This is a genomic window from Mycobacterium sp. IDUB_19 (assembly GCF_055419445.1).
In genome coordinates this window covers 1-14,781 of the sequence record NZ_JBVAXR010000011.1, presented here as the reverse complement: position 1 = coordinate 14,781, position 14,781 = coordinate 1, and the positions used below count along the sequence as shown (strand labels likewise).

Genomic DNA, 14,781 nt, shown 5'->3' with positions numbered 1-14,781 from the left:
TACCACCAGCCGATAAGGCTCGTAAGGGTGTACCCGTGGTATCTAAGGAAGGCGTTCAGTTGGCCGCTCATAGTCGTTCGTCGGGGCCGCGTTGAGGGCGCCTCACCTTCGCCTCGCACCTCCGCCACCGCCGACGACGATGCCAACGCCGCAGATCGATCTCGGAGTGTCCCTACACGATTAAGGAATGGCCAACGATGGCTTTGGATCGTCACCTGACTGACCCCGACGCATCGGTCACCGGGAGGGTCGCGCGATTCAGCGAGCTGCTGCCGCTGCCGCATATCGCGAAGTCAGGCCTTCCCCCAGCTGCCCTGGATCTCCTCTACGCGCGCACCATTCTTCCTGTCATCACCGACGGGAACGAAACGGTCGTCACCGCAGGAGCGCCGATCACCGGTGGCGGGGGCATGACCATGGTTTTCGCCAAATGCCCTCCCGGACAGGGCCCTGGCTTGCATCGGCATGCGGCGACTTACGAGACCTTCGTCGTCCTCGACGGCGCCTTCGAATACTTGTGGGGCCGAGACGGCGCCCACCGTGTGGTGCTGGGCAAGTACGACGTGGTGTCCTTCCCGCCCGGTGTGTACAGGGCATTCCGTGCGGTGGGGGAGACCGAGGGCACCATGCTGGTGATCATCACCGGCCGCGACCAGGATGACATCGTCAGTGCCGCGACCGTCGGGCAGCAACTAGACCGGCTGGGCTGCCGAGCGGGGGCGGAGGCCATCGGCTTCCGCTTCGATGAGTAGCCCGATGGCTCCTAATACCACCGCGCAAGACCACCTCGATGGAAGGTGTCCAGCTGGTCGCGCAACTACGCCGGTCGAGCTCGTGGGACTCGCCGAGCCGAGGCTCACGCACGTGATCGCCCGACCCGCTGACACAAACCCGCATTCACGTCAGTGCGACGGGGCGCCGAACAGCCGCGGTTTACGACGTCCTGGTATCGATCGTAACTGGTTGTGGCCACCGACCTCGGGCAGGATTTTTCCCGGTGCCGGACCGGCGGTTTTTAGCCTGCTGACACCGGCGTCACCGCCTGCAGAGGCCAATGCAGCACGAGCAGAACGGTCGCCGGCAGCCGTCTGACGACCAAAAGAGGTGAGTTCTATTGTTTGACAACGGGTCCCGGCATTCCGCGAGCGGTGAACCAGGGCATGAAGATCTCGAAAACGAGGTCGCCATCCGGCCGCGACTTCGAAGCATCCATCACGTGTCTTTCGCAGTCTCGGATTTTGAGCGCTCGCTCGATTTTTATGTCCGCGTGCTCGGTTGCCATCAACTGCCGCGGCCGGAAATGGGTTTCCGTGGCGCATGGCTGCAGATCGGTGAACAGCAGATCCATCTCATGGAGTGCCCGACAGATGCGCGCGCCAACACCAGCCTCCGCGCGACCAAGGATCCCGATCCACGAAACAACCATGTCGCAATTGTGGTAGACGACCTCACTGCTGCGAGGGAGTTTCTGTCGGAGCAGGGACTTACCGTCGCAGGTGGTCGTCTAGAACAGCTTAGTCAAGTGTTTCTCTGCGACCCTGACGGAAACACCCTGGAACTGACCGTGCTTACCGCAGGCCATGCCGACTCCGAGTAGTCAACCCGGACGCGGAAGCGGCAACGCCACAGTGTGGCGCCGCTTGTGTGTCTCGATCGACGACAATCCGCCTTGTAGATTTCCCTGCGTAGTGCCTTTGCCAGCTCGTGTGCCACTGATCCATCGTTCCATTGAGCTTCCTACGCTGATCGCCGCCGCGGCTAGAGTTCACCACCCTGGAAGACGAGGTATTGCGGTCGCCGATGCCCCCAGCGCGCCGAGGCGTCGACGGCAAAACGGAAAGCCAGTGGTTCAGACAGATCATCTCGTTAGTCGGAGCCCGCGGCACCCACGCTGCTGGCGCAAGTTGCGCGACGGTTCCGCGAACCTGCTCGGTGCGGTCCTAGCGGCCGGCTACAAAGGGCAGGACATGTTTGCGGTAGCCGATTCGCAATGCCAACAGCCCATAAATACGTCTGATGGCTTGATCCGACGCTGCACTGGACGGCACATCAGCTCAGGCCGGACGTTCTCTCTTTACCAGCAATGACGAAGGCACAACGGCAGATCGTTTTCGGACAAAAGGAGCACACAGATGGCCGACTCGCTGGACCGGGGCGTGCTGATATCGGCTGCGAGTAGCGGCCAGGTGGGCGCACTTAAGCAGGCGCACAAGGGTTGCTACGGGATGCAGCGTGCGCCGGTGACGGGCTTCGTCGGTGCGGTGCCCAGGGGTGGGCGCCACTGGTGGTGGCGGTTGCTGCAGGGGGCAGCGACAGTGGTGCTACTAACGGCGTGGTGCCCACCAGTGACGTCGGTGGCCGATCCCGCCGGCGAAGAGGGCTCGCCCTCAGATCCCTGGGCACCGAGCCAACCGCAGAACGAGCCCGCTCACGCCAGATTGAGGCTGGCGCTCGGATATCACGTCACCGGAGACATCACGCGCGCCCAATCGTGCGGCATCACCGACGCGTTCACTATGCCGACATTCGGTTCCGGCGCGACATCCGGCGGTACCGAGACTCAGATAACAGACATCTGGGCGGCCCCCAATGGGAGTACTCAATGCAGATCCGAACCGGCGAGCATCTTCCAAAAATGGGTAGTGAACATCAACGCCGAGAACCGGACGGGCTTTCAGTACAGCGGCGCCGTCGAGATCTCGTGGCATAGCGGGGGCTGGGATCCGGGTCCGGGCTGGTGGTGTAAACCTGTGGCGGGACCCATCGACATCAGATGCAAGGTCGATGCTGCCATCGGGAATAAACCGTCTATCGTTACAGTCTGGGGACCATAGCCCGATTCACCCCTGTTCACTGCGTGCGTCGCGCCAATGCAGCATCAGCGGCGTCGATCCCATTGGCCGGTTGGCCCCGGGGATCGACCGCACCCCGGGCTCGCACAGATCCCGGCGCTACACGACCCTCCCAGAAATGCGCCCAAACTTCGATCGCAGGCCCCACAGCCACGCGCATCCGCCACGTCCGCACAACAGCCACGCCTTGCCGCCATACCAGCGAACACCTGCCCAATACGGTCAATCCCCGAGCAGCTCCGCCAACTTCGCACGTGACGAATCGTCGACCGGCTGATGCACCAGCAACGTGTAGGAAGGCCAGCCGTACGGCCGCAACAGAATGTGTTGGGTAGCAAGGCCGCCGAGCTTAGGGTGACGATAGTGGTAGGGCTCGGATCCGAGCTGCTCGACGTGGTGCTCGGGCCAAACCTTGGCGAACAGTTCGCTTCGCTCGAGAAGGAGCTCGACGAGCTCCTCGTTGCGGGGGTCGCCGAGTCGCTTGCCGACCTCGGCACGAAACCAGGCAATCCCGCGACGACAATGCAACTCCCAGTCCTCCATCGTGGCGCGCATCATCTCGTTGGTCAGGAACATCAACAGACCGTTACGGAGCTTGGGCTCGACCGTAGCCGGGTCGACCCACATCCGCGCCATGGCTTCGTTCCAAGCGATCATGTCGCTGTTGCTCCGAAGGAGCAGCGCGGGACAGGGACCCTGCTGCTCGACGAGCACACGCAGCACCTCGGGGATGTCGTCGGAGGGTTCCTCCGTCATCTCCGATGTCTCCAGTGGGTGGCCACCCAGCCGGCGGAGATAGGCCCAGCCGCTTTCGTCGAGCTTGAGCGCGTGAGCCAACGAGTCGAGAATCTGCGAGGTGGTGCCGATGTCTCGCCCCTGCTCGAGCCACGTGTACCAGGTGACACTAATCCATGCGAGCTCCGCGACTTCCTCGCGGCGCAGGCCGACAACACGGCGCTGGGGTGAGCGGGGCAGGCCGACGTCCTCGGGCTGTAGTGCTCGGCGCCGGGCACGCAGAAACGCGGCCAGCTCCGCCCGGCGCGCAGCGTCGACCTTCGGTGCGGAACGCAGATAATCAGACTCAAGAGCTGCTGTACTACGAACCGCGACTAGCCGAGTTTCTACAGACATCGAATTTCCCCGCTCAGATGGACCAACCGATCTTCGATCATATCGATTCCTCGCTCGTCACGGTGGAGAATCGGATCGCCTGCAAACATAAGCGGTCTAGTGGGTTGGTAATTGACGCGGGCGCAGACAAGTTGCTCCAAACGACTCTTCTTGGCCCAGCGCGCCTGGATAGTCGCCGCCACGCCGTGTTCGTAGGGCCGCACTGGCCTTCCTTTTTGGTCGATTAGTACTCGTAGTCCGCTTCCTCCATCGGGGCCGCCTTGGTCACGGGCTTGCCGATCGGTACCATCCATTCACCTCTGCCCATGCGTCGGGCGTTTATATTTCCGAGGAACTTGAAATTCTTGCCGGTGCCCTCTCCCTCGAGCTTGTAGATGTCGCCACGCCAGACGGACACTTTTATACCCCCGTAACTGCCTTTACCCGCCGATTCCACCACCAGCATGAGGTCGCCATGAGCCTCGGTCGTCCTAAATATCAAGTCGCCTTCGACTATCGACTCACTTGGCACGCTCTTCTGTGCCCGGGGCGCATGATTACCCACAACGACGACGTTACGACGGCATATGGACCGGAGTGTGGCACACCTACTGCCAGCAAGCGATGCAGAAAGTGAGTCCCGCGGAGCCCCGTTTTCGCCGAGATTTGAGAATGATCATTTCTCCTCCTGCGTGACGATGTTTTCGGGCTGGAGTTTCAGCACGCGGATTTCCCCAGTGCTGCCGTCGACCTCTATCAGGGCTCCCGGTGGGAGACGCCGAGTGGCGTTCTGGGTGTCGACGACGCATGGGAATCCGAATTCGCGGGCCACAATAGCGGCGTGGGACATCGGGCCGCCCAGATCGGTCACCACGGCAGCTGCGTAGGAGAAGACGGCCGTGTAGCCCACGTCGGTGACTTCGGTGACGAGGATTTCGCCAGGCTGTAGATCGTCTAGGCTCTCGGGTCCGACGATCCGAGCCCGGCTCCGGACGCGGTTCCCGCTGACGCCGAGACCATAAATGGTCTCTCCGGCCGTCAGGGCGGCCGCCAATGTGGCAGTCGGTTGCCAGCTGCCGCTAAAGACCTGGGGCGGCACGATGGCGGCCAGCTTGAGTTGTTCGGCACGGCGCTGCGCTACAAGGCCTACAACGTCTGGTGGTAGTGCATCCAGTTCATCGACCAGCAGATAGAACACGTCGTCCATGGCGTCGAAATCGCCGGATTCGGCCAGCCGACGCCCGTGCTCGCGCAACAGGCGGCGTAGGACCCAGTTGGCACGCACTATTTTGTCGCGACGGGCTTCGCGTTCTCGAATATGGTGTGCGGCTAGCAACGCAATAGGTAAGGCCCGCAACGGGATCGGTGATCGGCGGAGTGCTGGCGTTGTGTGCGGCTCCAGCGACTTGGCCACCAGCTGGACCAGGAGCTCGGGATTGTCGGAATAGCTGTTAGACCGCATCTCTAGTTCTGCTGGGCCGCGATGACCGATCAGTGCCAGCTCGGCGAGGACTGCGGCGTAAAAGTCCGGCGTGTCCGCCGATAGCGCATCAAGCGGAATGTCCTGCCCGCCTAGCAGACGGGCCACCTCTGGGTTGCTGCGCGCCGCCGACGCCAGCCTGTGCACAGCGGCCAATGGCCGCGCGCTGACCAACCCCGGCCCAGCTGAGGGCGTCACATCGTCGCCACAGACTGCCCGCAAGATCACGTTGCAGGCAGTACCGACCATGAACGACCCCGCCCCCGCCAATATCCACCCATACGTCACTTGGTCGCGCGCCATCATGATCAGGCTCAATAACCGACCGGCCTCCAGTTGGGTGACATCGTCACCTACCAGTCGTTCCAACCGGTCCACATCGCCCACGAAGTCCCGAGTGTCCCAACGCGAACCACCGCTAAGAGCCACCAGATTGACACCGAACACCCCGACGTTGCGGATAGTGCGCACGAGCCGAGTCACGCGGCTGTGCCCAGACGGCAGACGTTGCTCACCAAAGACCGGTAACTCGGCCACCCTGCGACCGAACGGCTGGCTGATGATCGTTGCGGGTTTGACGAACGGCAAACCGGCTTCCGCTATAAAGTGCGCCGCCGTGATGCCGCCATACAAACGGTGTGCGAACACAGCGACGGTACGTTTGCGATCTCGTGTTGGATCACGCCACCAGGCCGGAGCCGGTCGGCGATCGCGACGCCGCCAGCGCGCAGACCCCGCACCGTTACCGACGCTGAGGACGGAGAGAACGGCCCCGGCAGGGCCTCCGACAGATTGGTGGCCAGAAACGTCGGGAAGCGCGGGTCAATCGGGGTGTCGAACTCGCCGTTACCATCCGGTGGCCCAGCCAGTACTGGCAGTGTTTCATCCAGAGCCGCTGCGTCGACTGTTGGAATGTTCTGAACGTAGGGGATCCCTATTCGGCAGGTTCGAGGATGACAAGCGGAATGGGGCGCTCGGTCCTGGACTGGTATTTGTCCAGCGATGCTCCGTTTGCGACGGAGCGCTTCCATAGTTCGGCCTTCTCCTCGCCGAGCGCGTCGCGGGCGATCATGGAGCGCTTCTCGCCTTTGACAAGGATCTCGACGGCCGGGTTGGCCAAGAGGTTGTAATACCATTGCGGATTGCGGTTACCGGCCGCATACGAGGCCAGAACCAGGACCATTTCGTCGCTAATTATGGGCGCGCCGACAACCGTCGTTCGCGGCTGTTTGGTCTTGCGTCCGATCGTCGTCAACATGATCAGATCGACGCCCTGCATTCTGCTCCAGCATCGACCTTTACTCTTGCGATACACGGCTTGGTGCACCTTGTTGAACCGCTTGGCGATGGGATCAAGCTTGCGCGTGTCCATGCTGTCGTCCTCGTCGTGTCGTCGTGGAATTTCCTTGAGTTTGGCCAGGACGAGCCATGTCCGCCTTTGCTACTCAGAGCTTGCTGAGCGCCTTGCTGTCGTCAAGATGGTTGACCTTGATCGTGTTGTAAACCTGTGCCGCGTCGTCCCACACCCACACCGTGGTGGTGAAATCGGCGGGCGACGACACCTCGATCAGGATCAAGTCATCGGAGAATTCGACCACGCGGTGTCGATTCATCGACGGCTGCACCAGCGAGCTGCCCGCCTCCAGCCGTACGGGGGGCTGGCCCTCGAGTTCCACTACGGCCCAGCCGCTGACGACGTAGCGATACTGCACGTCATGCTCACCCATACGCCAGTTGCTACGGGCGTATGAGGTGCCAGGCAGACGGCGGACCATCACTCCACCCCACTTGCCGCCGGTGTACTTCTCGACGTGGGTCAGGCGGCGCACCTCGAACCCCTCGTACCCTGGCACCTGTGTGAAACTGCCCGGCTCCTCTTGCGAGAACATGTCGGCCTCGGCCATCAGCATGCTGGGGTCGGGGGGCGGCAGGGGAACCTCGAGGGGGGTCTCGAGTACGTCCGCGTCATCGGAAGGCGTCGCGTCACTACCGTGGGGTAGTCGCGCAATCAAAGGCTCAAGCTTTGGGCCGATCTTCGGCGCCATCGACATCGGTGAGACCTTGAGCTTGCCGCGCAGCAGCGCCGTGTTCGGGTTGATCCTCCCGGTGAGGAGCCCCTCGATCACGTCGATCGATGCCTTGAACGTCAGGTCTGCCGGCCGATCCTCATTGGACACCGAGTTGCGGTCGATGAAAATGAAACCCTCGCCACGCAAATCGTATTTGACCGTGTAGTCACCAAGACCGGAGTCGTTGCCCACCGCAATGCGCCAGTCTGCGGTCATCTTGTCCAGAGTCGTCGCCATTCAATGCCTCCAGGGGACGGAAATGCTCGCCAAAGTATTCGGGTACAGAGAAGTATTCGGGTACAGAATCGTGCCGAGAGCGACGTGCAGCCGTGCGATCGCGACGCGATCAGCTGGGCGCGTCCGCGTACTGGATCTCGTTGAGGTGCTCCGTACCTTCGAGGTCATCCGTGTCGAAGGTCATGTCTTGGTAGGCGCCGGAGTCTTCGTCATAAATGAACGCCGTCGTCTTGAACCGCGCGGGGTTGTTGAGGAGAAGCAGCTCAAAGTCTTCAGAGACACCCAGCTCCTGATGGCGGTTCACCGGCGGCTGATACATCACGGTTCCTGCCTTCAGACGTATCACACCGACCCCTTCGAAATTGAAGTCGGCCTCGCCGGCGATGATGAAAGCAAGTTGGAAATCGAGCAGATGCAAGTGCCAGGGACTGCCCACCCACTGGACGCCCGGCACGCCCCGCAGCACGACGGCCGAGACCTCGCCGCCTGTGTGCTTTTTGACGTGGTCGAGATCGCGCATCACCAGCGCCGGAAATCCTGGGATCGCATCGAAGCTGTCTGACTTGAGGTGGTCGAAGACGTCCGCGGGGGCCAATACCATTTCCGGCGTGGGAGGTGGCAGAGGGTGGTCTACCTGTCCAGTGCCGCGCTGCTGTCCGTCTGGCATGGTTCCTCCTGAAAGTCGTTACTTACCGTGTGGACACCGCGCATGATGGTGTGCCGCCCCAGCTCTGAAATGGTAGGCGGCATTCCGAACCGAGTCATGGTGGTTCTGCTACTACCCTCCTGCAACGGCAACGAAATCGGCGGCGGTTCAATTCGGATCCACTGCCGCGACGTCGAGGAGCGGGTGTTCGCGGTGATTGGGGCTGGACAAGCCGAGGCCGAGGAGAAGTTCGAATTTCTGTTGGAGGCGTTCACCTTTGGCGTATCTTTGCACGGCCACATCGCGTTCGGCTGGCACCGCATCAACGCGTTGCTCTGTGGGGTGGACTCGATCTGACAGGTGATCGCCTTGCCGAAGACCGTCGTCGGCGTCGACCCGCTGACCGGCGCGCCGGCGTCGATCACCTCGCAGCAGCGCGAGGAGTCCCGAATAGATGTCGACACGAAAAGTGTTGGCGAAGCACGGTCGCGCCAGTGACCTCGGCGATGCCGAAGAGGCCAAAGGTACGTTCGTCATCCAGATTGACCTGTTCGTCGACATTGCTTGGATGGTCGAGGCAGATCTGGCCATGCCCGATGCGTCAACGCTAACACTGGACAAGGCGACACGATGGTGCGTCTGAGCAAGCTGTGAACGGGCCCGCACGTCATCGTGGCCATCATGTAAGTGAACTTGTTCATGGATCCGCTTCGTTCGGTTCTGGGGCCTAGATCCGCGGTTGAAGACATCATGGTATCGATCGCAACTGGTTGCGGTCGATGGCCTGGGGCACCGTTGAACAAGGCTGCCCGGAAGGACTGTGGGCGGCTTTGCTGCAAAGGTGTAGGCGTGGGACGATCTAGGCGGCATTCTGGCCACGATTGGAGTGAGTCCTATTGTCTTGCAGCCCGTCCCGTTGTCTCGCAGCCTGTCCCGGCAGACCACGGCTGACGATCCGCCGCATGACGATGTCGAAGACAACGTCTCTGAGTTGCCACAACTGATGAGCGTCGTTTACGTGTCACTCACAGCCTCGGATGTTGAGCGTCCCCTCGGTCGCTATGTCCGTGTACTTGGTCGTAAACAAGTGCATCGGCTGGAGTCGGGGTTTCGGGGTCCATTGCTGCAGATCGGTCAACAACAGATGCATCTCACGGAGTGTCCGTTGGACCAGTGCGCAACGACCGACGGCAGCCCAAGCCAGGAGTCCGATTCGCGAAACGGTCACGTTTCGATCGTCGTTGACGACCTCACTGCTGGAAGCGGTTATCTATCGTGGCAGGGAATCGCGGTCGCAGGTGGCCTAGACCCGCTCAGCCACGTGTACCTCTGCGACCCCGAGGGAAACACGCCCGAAATCGCCACGCTTGCCATAAATCGTGCTGACTTTGGTAGCCTATTCCGACGCGGAACCTGCAGTGCCGCAGTAGAACTCCCGTGCTGAGCTCGATCGTTCGCAACCTGCTCGGCGGTGCCGAGTCTCTCCGAGGCGCGTTCGACTCGAAGGAGAGGTTCGGCACGATCGACGTCGCGATGCTGGCGGAGCCAGCCACGCCCATCGCGACCTCACGGACGTGTCAGCAAGGCCGGCATCGGCGCGCGCCAAGCGCTACGGCCGTATCGGACGTGCGTATGACGGGCGGCGATGACCCGTTTCGTGTGCCACGTGGGCAAAACAGTCAATGCGAATGCAAGGAGACGCCATGAGGATTCTCATCTCGGGCGCGAGTATCGCCGGACCCGTGCTTGCCTACTGGCTAACGCGGCACGGGTTCGATGTAACGGTCGTTGAACGGGCGCCTGTGCTGCGCAAATCGGGTGGGCACGCGGTCGACCTGTTTCGGCCTGCCTTGGAGATATCGGAGCGCATGGGCGTTCTGCCGCAGCTCGAATCCTACGCGACCGGTACGACCCGACTCATGATGCACCGTGCAGGGGCACGACGTCCGGCCGAGATCGAATATCGCAAAGTGTTGGCGGCTATCTCCGACCGGCACATCGAAATCATGCGTGACGATCTCAGCCAGATCTACTACGACGCAACGCGCAACGACGTCCAGTACCTGTTCGGCGACGAGATCACTACGATCTCCGACGAGGGCGACGTAACCTTCGAACGCGCTGCGCCATGCCGATACGACGTCGTAGTCGGGGCCGACGGGTTGCACTCGGGCGTACGTCGGCTGGTGTTCGGTTCCGATGCGGAACAGAGCAGATGGCTCGGCGGCTATCTAGCGGTTCTATCGGTGCCGAAAGCCCTTGCCCGCGAAGGCGAAGCGTTGGACATACTCGATGCGAGACGAGTGGCAATGCTCTACACCGCCGACCATCTCGACGATGCGCGCGCCCTATTCGTCTTCCGCCCCCCCGCCCCCCTGCAGTACCACCATCGCGACCAGAATCAGCAGCGAACCCTGCTGCGGGCCGCGTACACCGGCCTAGCTCCGGTCGTCGATCGCTGGCTCGAGTCACTGGACGGCTCCGGCGCGTTCTACTTCGATTCCATCGATCAACTCGAGCTGACCAGCTGGTCACGTGGGCGCGTAACGCTCGTCGGCGATGCCGGCTACTGCCCAGGGCCGGCGATAGGTGGCAGCACGAGTCTGGCGGTGCTCGGCGCCTATGTGCTTGCCGGCGAACTCGCTCGGGCAGGCGGAGACCACATCGCTGCCTTCCCCGCCTACCAGCAGGTGATGACCGATCCGGTGGTGAACAGCCGCGCAATCGCCCGAACCGCAGCCAAGACCATTATCCCCGGCTCGACGCTCGGGGTGCGGATGCTCATCGGCGTAGCCCGTACCATCTCGATCGTGCCGACCGGATTGACGCGGATGGTCATGACGCTCACTGACAAAAGCATCCGGTTTTACGACTCGATAGAGGTGCCTGACTACGGGCTACCGGCGTCGTCGTGAGCGACAGCCGACGTGAAGTGGACTTCAGGCAATTGGGCGGCCAAGTGCTCTGGATGCTTCTCAAACCGCTCTGGCCCGGCGGATGCGCGACAACGGGAAAGTGGCATCCGCCATTGCGACCGCACTTGGGGTCACTCGAGCGACAATCTACCGCGCCATTGCCGAAAGCCGCGGATGACTCCGCCGTGCGGCGTTCCCGTTCACCGGGCACGGCGGGCACGTGACGAACTTCGTGCCCAGGCGTCAGGCTTTCAGAGTCAGCGTCCCAGCGCGCCGATATTTTCGTGCAAGCGATGTTGTCGCCGATCACAGGCCGCCGACTGCATCGGCATCGCGATATCGATTTCAAAGTCTTTGCGGTTCAGCATTACTGAAGCCTCAAAGCCATGGGAGGGCCCTTGCACGTGCCGAGTTTGTTTGCAGAAATGACGCCCAACCGAGGAGATCACTCATGTCGACTGCCAAAACGTTCGTGATCGTGCAAATTCTGATCCACGATCGGGATAGCTACCAGCAGTACGCGACGGCCGACCATAGGGAGATTTTGGACCGCTTCAGTGGGAAGCTGGTCACCTTGGACGAAAATGTGGAAATCGTCGAGGGTAGCTGGCCCTTCACGCGGACAGTACTCATCGAGTTTCCCAGTAAGGAACTGGCGCACGCGTGGTATGAGTGCGATGAGTATCAGGCAATCGTTGGGATACGCCAAAGCTCTGCTGCATCGAACCTGGTAATCACGACCGGCCTACCATGAATCACAATGTTCTGGAAGGACTTTCGGCTCGCGGTGACTGGCGAATACCGGGGGATTCGGGAAAGGGCTCACTCCGCGAGTGCGACGACGAAGGCGATAGGCAGCGATGAAGAAAGTGATACTGCTCCTTGTGGCGGCCGGTACCTACACTCTTGGTGGCGCGTGGGCGGTGGGTATCGCACATGCCGATGACGACTGCGGCTGGGAACAAGTGTATCTCTGCGACGAAACCGACTACCTGCGGCTGGTCTCGCGCGACGGCATTAAGGGCGACCCCGCAGCGTTGCTCAAGGCCGGTTACGCGGCCTGCATGGTTGCCAGACCCGCCGACGGAATTGGAAAGGTCGACCCCGAAGCGCGCAGAGCCGCCGTGCTGGCGACCGGCATAGTGACGTCGTCCGAGGACGCCGACAAGATCGTGTCCGAGGCCACTGTCAACCTGTGCCGATATTAATACTTCAACGGCGGCTTCGTGAGCACCCGTGTGGGCTCCTACGGGCATTCTCGGGTGGTCAGCGGTGCGGTGGTCATCACTGGGCACAACACCCCCACAGCGGTATTGCTGTTGTACGCCGAATTCCGGGCTTGACCGCGTCGGCTTCCACTTCTTCGATGTCGCCGGGAAACCTTGATTGGATCATGCCTCCCGCACCGGCAACACGCGAGCAAGTACCTCGAAGGAGTAGCCGCCGGGGAGTCGATCGAGATCACTGACCGCGGTCATCCCGTCGCGCTACTGACGTCCGGGTGACCGATCACGATATGGGCATCGCCGCAGAAGGTTTGAATACCATCGCGGCCGGTCTGCCGGAATCCACAGCAATGGTTGAGTTCTCCGTGCACAGCTTCCTCAACCCAGTCATTACCGTAGAAGCCGACAGCGCAACCGCGACGATCGGGGCCGGGTGACCGTCACAGTCAAGCTAGACGACCGGTAGGAGCGATTCCCGAGATCCATCGCCTTCATCCAGATCGGTAAGGGCCCAGCCCGGGCAACGGTCAACCCTAATGACACCCAACAGTCGGCTGATCGCCATGGCTGGTGTCTCGGCCGTGAGCGAACAGGCTCCGTTTGGCTAGCTGGCAGCTCGCGCGATGGCCATCAGTCCAATGACCATCTGTATGGGCGCGTCCCCGGGTCGTCTTGGAACACGTGACGGGAAGCATCCAACCCTTAGCTGAAGGCGGCCACGCCTGATATCAGAATGCCGCGCCAGTCCGCCGTCAGTCCGCAGCAGAACTTGCTGGAGCTTGATTCAACTCGCGCCGCCAACATCGCTAGCTGCAGTTTTATCGCGATAACAACAGGACTCCTCACAACAAACGCCGAGTAGCGATCGTCGCATCGAGTAGGTCATTCACTGCCCAGCGCTAGTTGTACTGACCACGGACGTTGGTGACGGCGTGGCGTGGTGACATGACGAAGACCTCCGAGTGAAGTGCGAGCTGCTGAAGAACGCACTGCTCACCTCGGAGGTCTTCGTGTCCCACCGTAATGCTCCTTTGTCCGAAACAGGTCGGCTGCGGCTGGCCCGCTGTGTCGTTGACGACGGCTGGCCGCTGCGGCGGGCCGCTGAACGGTTCCAGGTGTCGTCGACCACGGCGGCGCGTTGGGCGGGTCGGTATCGCGTCCTGGGCGCGGCCGGGATGGCCGATCGCTCGTCACGGCCGCATCGCAGCCCCAACCGCACACCGACGCGAATCGAGCGGCGCATCATCAAGGTCCGGGTGTTGCGGCGGTGGGGAACCAGCACGCATCGGATATCTGTTGGGTGTTCATCCCTCAACTGCCCACCGGGTACTGACCCATTATGGGTTGGCCAAACTGCGCTGGCTGGATCGCCCCACCGGGCGGGTAGTGCGTCGCATGGAAACGGCCCGATGCGGGGACCTGGTGCATGTTGACGTCAAAAAACTCGGCAAGATCCCAGCCGGCGGCGGCTGGCGCATGCTGGGCCGCACCGTGGGCAACCGCAACGCGAAAGCGGACAGAGCATCTGGGCTTTTCAACGCCTACCGCAACCCCAGACGCGGCTATCACTTTTTGCACACCGCCCTCGACGGACACTCTCGGCTGGCCTACACCGAACTGCTTGCCGATGAACGCAAAGACACCGCCGCGGCATTTTGGCTCCGGGCCAATGCCTGGTTCAGCGATTGAAGGATAACCGTGCGGAATGTCTTGACTGACAACGGGTCCTGCTACCGATCCGCGGCATTCGCCGAGGTCCTGGGCGAAGTGAACCATCGCCGCACCCGACCCTACCGACCCCAGACCAACGGCAAAGTGGAGAGATTTCACCGCACCCTGGCCGACGAATGGGCCTACGCCCGCCTCTACACCAGCGACACCGAACGCTGCGAGGAATTCACACAGTGGCTGCACACCTACAATCACCACCGCGGCCACACCGCACTCGGCGGCCAACCACCCGCCACCCGCGTACCTAACCTCTCAGGTCAGTACAGCTAGTTCAGCGGCAGGCTTGAGTGGGAGACTTCGCGCCAGCCATTTCTGCGAACCCAGCTGCTCTTGACGCCGTCAAGACCTGAAAACAAAACCGCAGGTAACGAGCGGCACTAAATCGGAACGAGATGGAGCGAACCTGCAGGTGAAGCGGCATTTCCGCAGGTAGAGGCTGGGGTTCGATTCCCCTTAGCTCCACAACGTTTGGGCAGGTCACACCGCGGTGTCGATGTCGAAGGCGTTGATCCGAA

Annotated in this window: 15 protein-coding genes and 3 pseudogenes; 12 read left to right on the top strand and 6 right to left on the bottom strand. The window is 61.8% G+C overall.

Going from position 1 to position 14,781, the window contains the following annotated elements; all coding sequences use genetic code 11:
- The first annotated feature begins 197 nt into the window (after window positions 1-197).
- From ACZY0B_RS11385 to ACZY0B_RS11375, 3 genes are all read left to right on the top strand, one after another.
- The gene (locus tag ACZY0B_RS11385; protein ID WP_463764208.1) at window positions 198-752 is read left to right on the top strand and encodes a cupin domain-containing protein; all 555 of its coding nucleotides are present in this window, start codon (window positions 198-200) and stop codon (window positions 750-752) included.
- 464 nt (window positions 753-1,216) lie between these two features.
- On the top strand, window positions 1,217-1,597 hold the full coding sequence (locus tag ACZY0B_RS11380; RefSeq protein ID WP_463764207.1) for a VOC family protein: 381 nt from the start codon (window positions 1,217-1,219) through the stop codon (window positions 1,595-1,597).
- A gap of 535 nt (window positions 1,598-2,132) precedes the next feature.
- Complete coding sequence (locus ACZY0B_RS11375) at window positions 2,133-2,834, top strand: hypothetical protein (protein WP_463764206.1); 702 nt, start codon at window positions 2,133-2,135, stop codon at window positions 2,832-2,834.
- A 240-nt stretch (window positions 2,835-3,074) separates the two neighbouring features.
- Here ACZY0B_RS11375 and ACZY0B_RS11370 read toward each other — a convergent pair whose 3' ends face one another.
- The 6 genes and pseudogenes from ACZY0B_RS11370 to ACZY0B_RS11345 form a co-directional block, all read right to left on the bottom strand.
- Window positions 3,075-3,983: a helix-turn-helix transcriptional regulator gene (locus tag ACZY0B_RS11370; RefSeq protein WP_463764205.1), complete on the bottom strand. Its 909-nt coding sequence runs from the start codon at window positions 3,981-3,983 to the stop codon at window positions 3,075-3,077.
- 223 nt (window positions 3,984-4,206) lie between these two features.
- Window positions 4,207-4,527: a hypothetical protein gene (locus ACZY0B_RS11365; RefSeq protein WP_463764204.1), complete on the bottom strand. Its 321-nt coding sequence runs from the start codon at window positions 4,525-4,527 to the stop codon at window positions 4,207-4,209.
- A gap of 111 nt (window positions 4,528-4,638) precedes the next feature.
- A pseudogene (locus tag ACZY0B_RS11360) lies at window positions 4,639-6,365 on the bottom strand (PEP-utilizing enzyme); the annotation flags it as partial.
- Between the two features lie 11 nt (window positions 6,366-6,376).
- Window positions 6,377-6,814, bottom strand: a complete 438-nt coding sequence (locus tag ACZY0B_RS11355) for a nitroreductase family deazaflavin-dependent oxidoreductase (protein WP_463764203.1) — start codon at window positions 6,812-6,814, stop codon at window positions 6,377-6,379.
- Window positions 6,815-6,887: 73 nt separating this feature from the next.
- On the bottom strand, window positions 6,888-7,748 hold the full coding sequence (locus ACZY0B_RS11350) for an SCP2 sterol-binding domain-containing protein (protein ID WP_463764202.1): 861 nt from the start codon (window positions 7,746-7,748) through the stop codon (window positions 6,888-6,890).
- 109 nt (window positions 7,749-7,857) lie between these two features.
- Window positions 7,858-8,415 carry a cupin domain-containing protein gene (locus ACZY0B_RS11345; RefSeq protein WP_463764201.1) on the bottom strand — a complete coding sequence of 186 codons (558 nt, stop codon included), beginning with the start codon at window positions 8,413-8,415 and terminating at the stop codon, window positions 7,858-7,860.
- Between the two features lie 120 nt (window positions 8,416-8,535).
- Between ACZY0B_RS11345 and ACZY0B_RS11340 the strand changes: the two are divergent.
- The 9 genes and pseudogenes from ACZY0B_RS11340 to ACZY0B_RS11300 all read left to right on the top strand — a co-directional run.
- Window positions 8,536-8,892, top strand: a pseudogene (locus ACZY0B_RS11340) (amino acid--tRNA ligase-related protein); the annotation flags it as partial.
- The gene (locus ACZY0B_RS11335; RefSeq protein WP_463764200.1) at window positions 8,849-9,037 is read left to right on the top strand and encodes a hypothetical protein; all 189 of its coding nucleotides are present in this window, start codon (window positions 8,849-8,851) and stop codon (window positions 9,035-9,037) included. The pseudogene ACZY0B_RS11340 and the gene ACZY0B_RS11335, both read left to right, overlap by 44 nt.
- 1,060 nt (window positions 9,038-10,097) lie before the next feature.
- Window positions 10,098-11,309, top strand: coding sequence for an FAD-dependent monooxygenase (locus ACZY0B_RS11330; RefSeq protein ID WP_463764199.1), 1,212 nt, complete (start codon window positions 10,098-10,100; stop codon window positions 11,307-11,309).
- 31 nt (window positions 11,310-11,340) lie between these two features.
- Complete coding sequence (locus ACZY0B_RS11325) at window positions 11,341-11,487, top strand: helix-turn-helix domain-containing protein (protein ID WP_463764312.1); 147 nt, start codon at window positions 11,341-11,343, stop codon at window positions 11,485-11,487.
- Window positions 11,488-11,760: 273 nt separating this feature from the next.
- Entirely contained in the window at window positions 11,761-12,063 is a 303-nt protein-coding gene (locus tag ACZY0B_RS11320) for a DUF1330 domain-containing protein (RefSeq protein ID WP_463764198.1), read from the top strand.
- Window positions 12,064-12,169: 106 nt separating this feature from the next.
- Complete coding sequence (locus tag ACZY0B_RS11315; protein ID WP_463764197.1) at window positions 12,170-12,517, top strand: hypothetical protein; 348 nt, start codon at window positions 12,170-12,172, stop codon at window positions 12,515-12,517.
- Between the two features lie 174 nt (window positions 12,518-12,691).
- Entirely contained in the window at window positions 12,692-12,814 is a 123-nt protein-coding gene (locus tag ACZY0B_RS11310) for a type II toxin-antitoxin system Phd/YefM family antitoxin (protein ID WP_463764196.1), read from the top strand.
- Complete coding sequence (locus tag ACZY0B_RS11305) at window positions 12,811-12,972, top strand: hypothetical protein (protein WP_463764195.1); 162 nt, start codon at window positions 12,811-12,813, stop codon at window positions 12,970-12,972. Before ACZY0B_RS11310 ends, ACZY0B_RS11305 begins: the two co-directional genes overlap by 4 nt.
- Window positions 12,973-13,545: 573 nt before the next feature.
- Window positions 13,546-14,536 (top strand): annotated as a pseudogene (locus tag ACZY0B_RS11300) (IS481 family transposase).
- Window positions 14,537-14,781: the final 245 nt, after the last annotated feature.

Coding starts and splice junctions, on each gene's coding strand:
- ACZY0B_RS11385 (WP_463764208.1), top strand. CDS start 198: ATGGCTTTGGATCGTCACCTGACTGACCCCGACGCATCGGTCACCGGG.
- ACZY0B_RS11375 (WP_463764206.1), top strand. CDS start 2,133: ATGGCCGACTCGCTGGACCGGGGCGTGCTGATATCGGCTGCGAGTAGC.
- ACZY0B_RS11370 (WP_463764205.1), bottom strand. CDS start 3,983: ATGTCTGTAGAAACTCGGCTAGTCGCGGTTCGTAGTACAGCAGCTCTT.
- ACZY0B_RS11355 (WP_463764203.1), bottom strand. CDS start 6,814: ATGGACACGCGCAAGCTTGATCCCATCGCCAAGCGGTTCAACAAGGTG.
- ACZY0B_RS11350 (WP_463764202.1), bottom strand. CDS start 7,748: ATGGCGACGACTCTGGACAAGATGACCGCAGACTGGCGCATTGCGGTG.
- ACZY0B_RS11345 (WP_463764201.1), bottom strand. CDS start 8,415: ATGCCAGACGGACAGCAGCGCGGCACTGGACAGGTAGACCACCCTCTG.
- ACZY0B_RS11335 (WP_463764200.1), top strand. CDS start 8,849: ATGTCGACACGAAAAGTGTTGGCGAAGCACGGTCGCGCCAGTGACCTC.
- ACZY0B_RS11330 (WP_463764199.1), top strand. CDS start 10,098: ATGAGGATTCTCATCTCGGGCGCGAGTATCGCCGGACCCGTGCTTGCC.
- ACZY0B_RS11320 (WP_463764198.1), top strand. CDS start 11,761: ATGTCGACTGCCAAAACGTTCGTGATCGTGCAAATTCTGATCCACGAT.
- ACZY0B_RS11315 (WP_463764197.1), top strand. CDS start 12,170: ATGAAGAAAGTGATACTGCTCCTTGTGGCGGCCGGTACCTACACTCTT.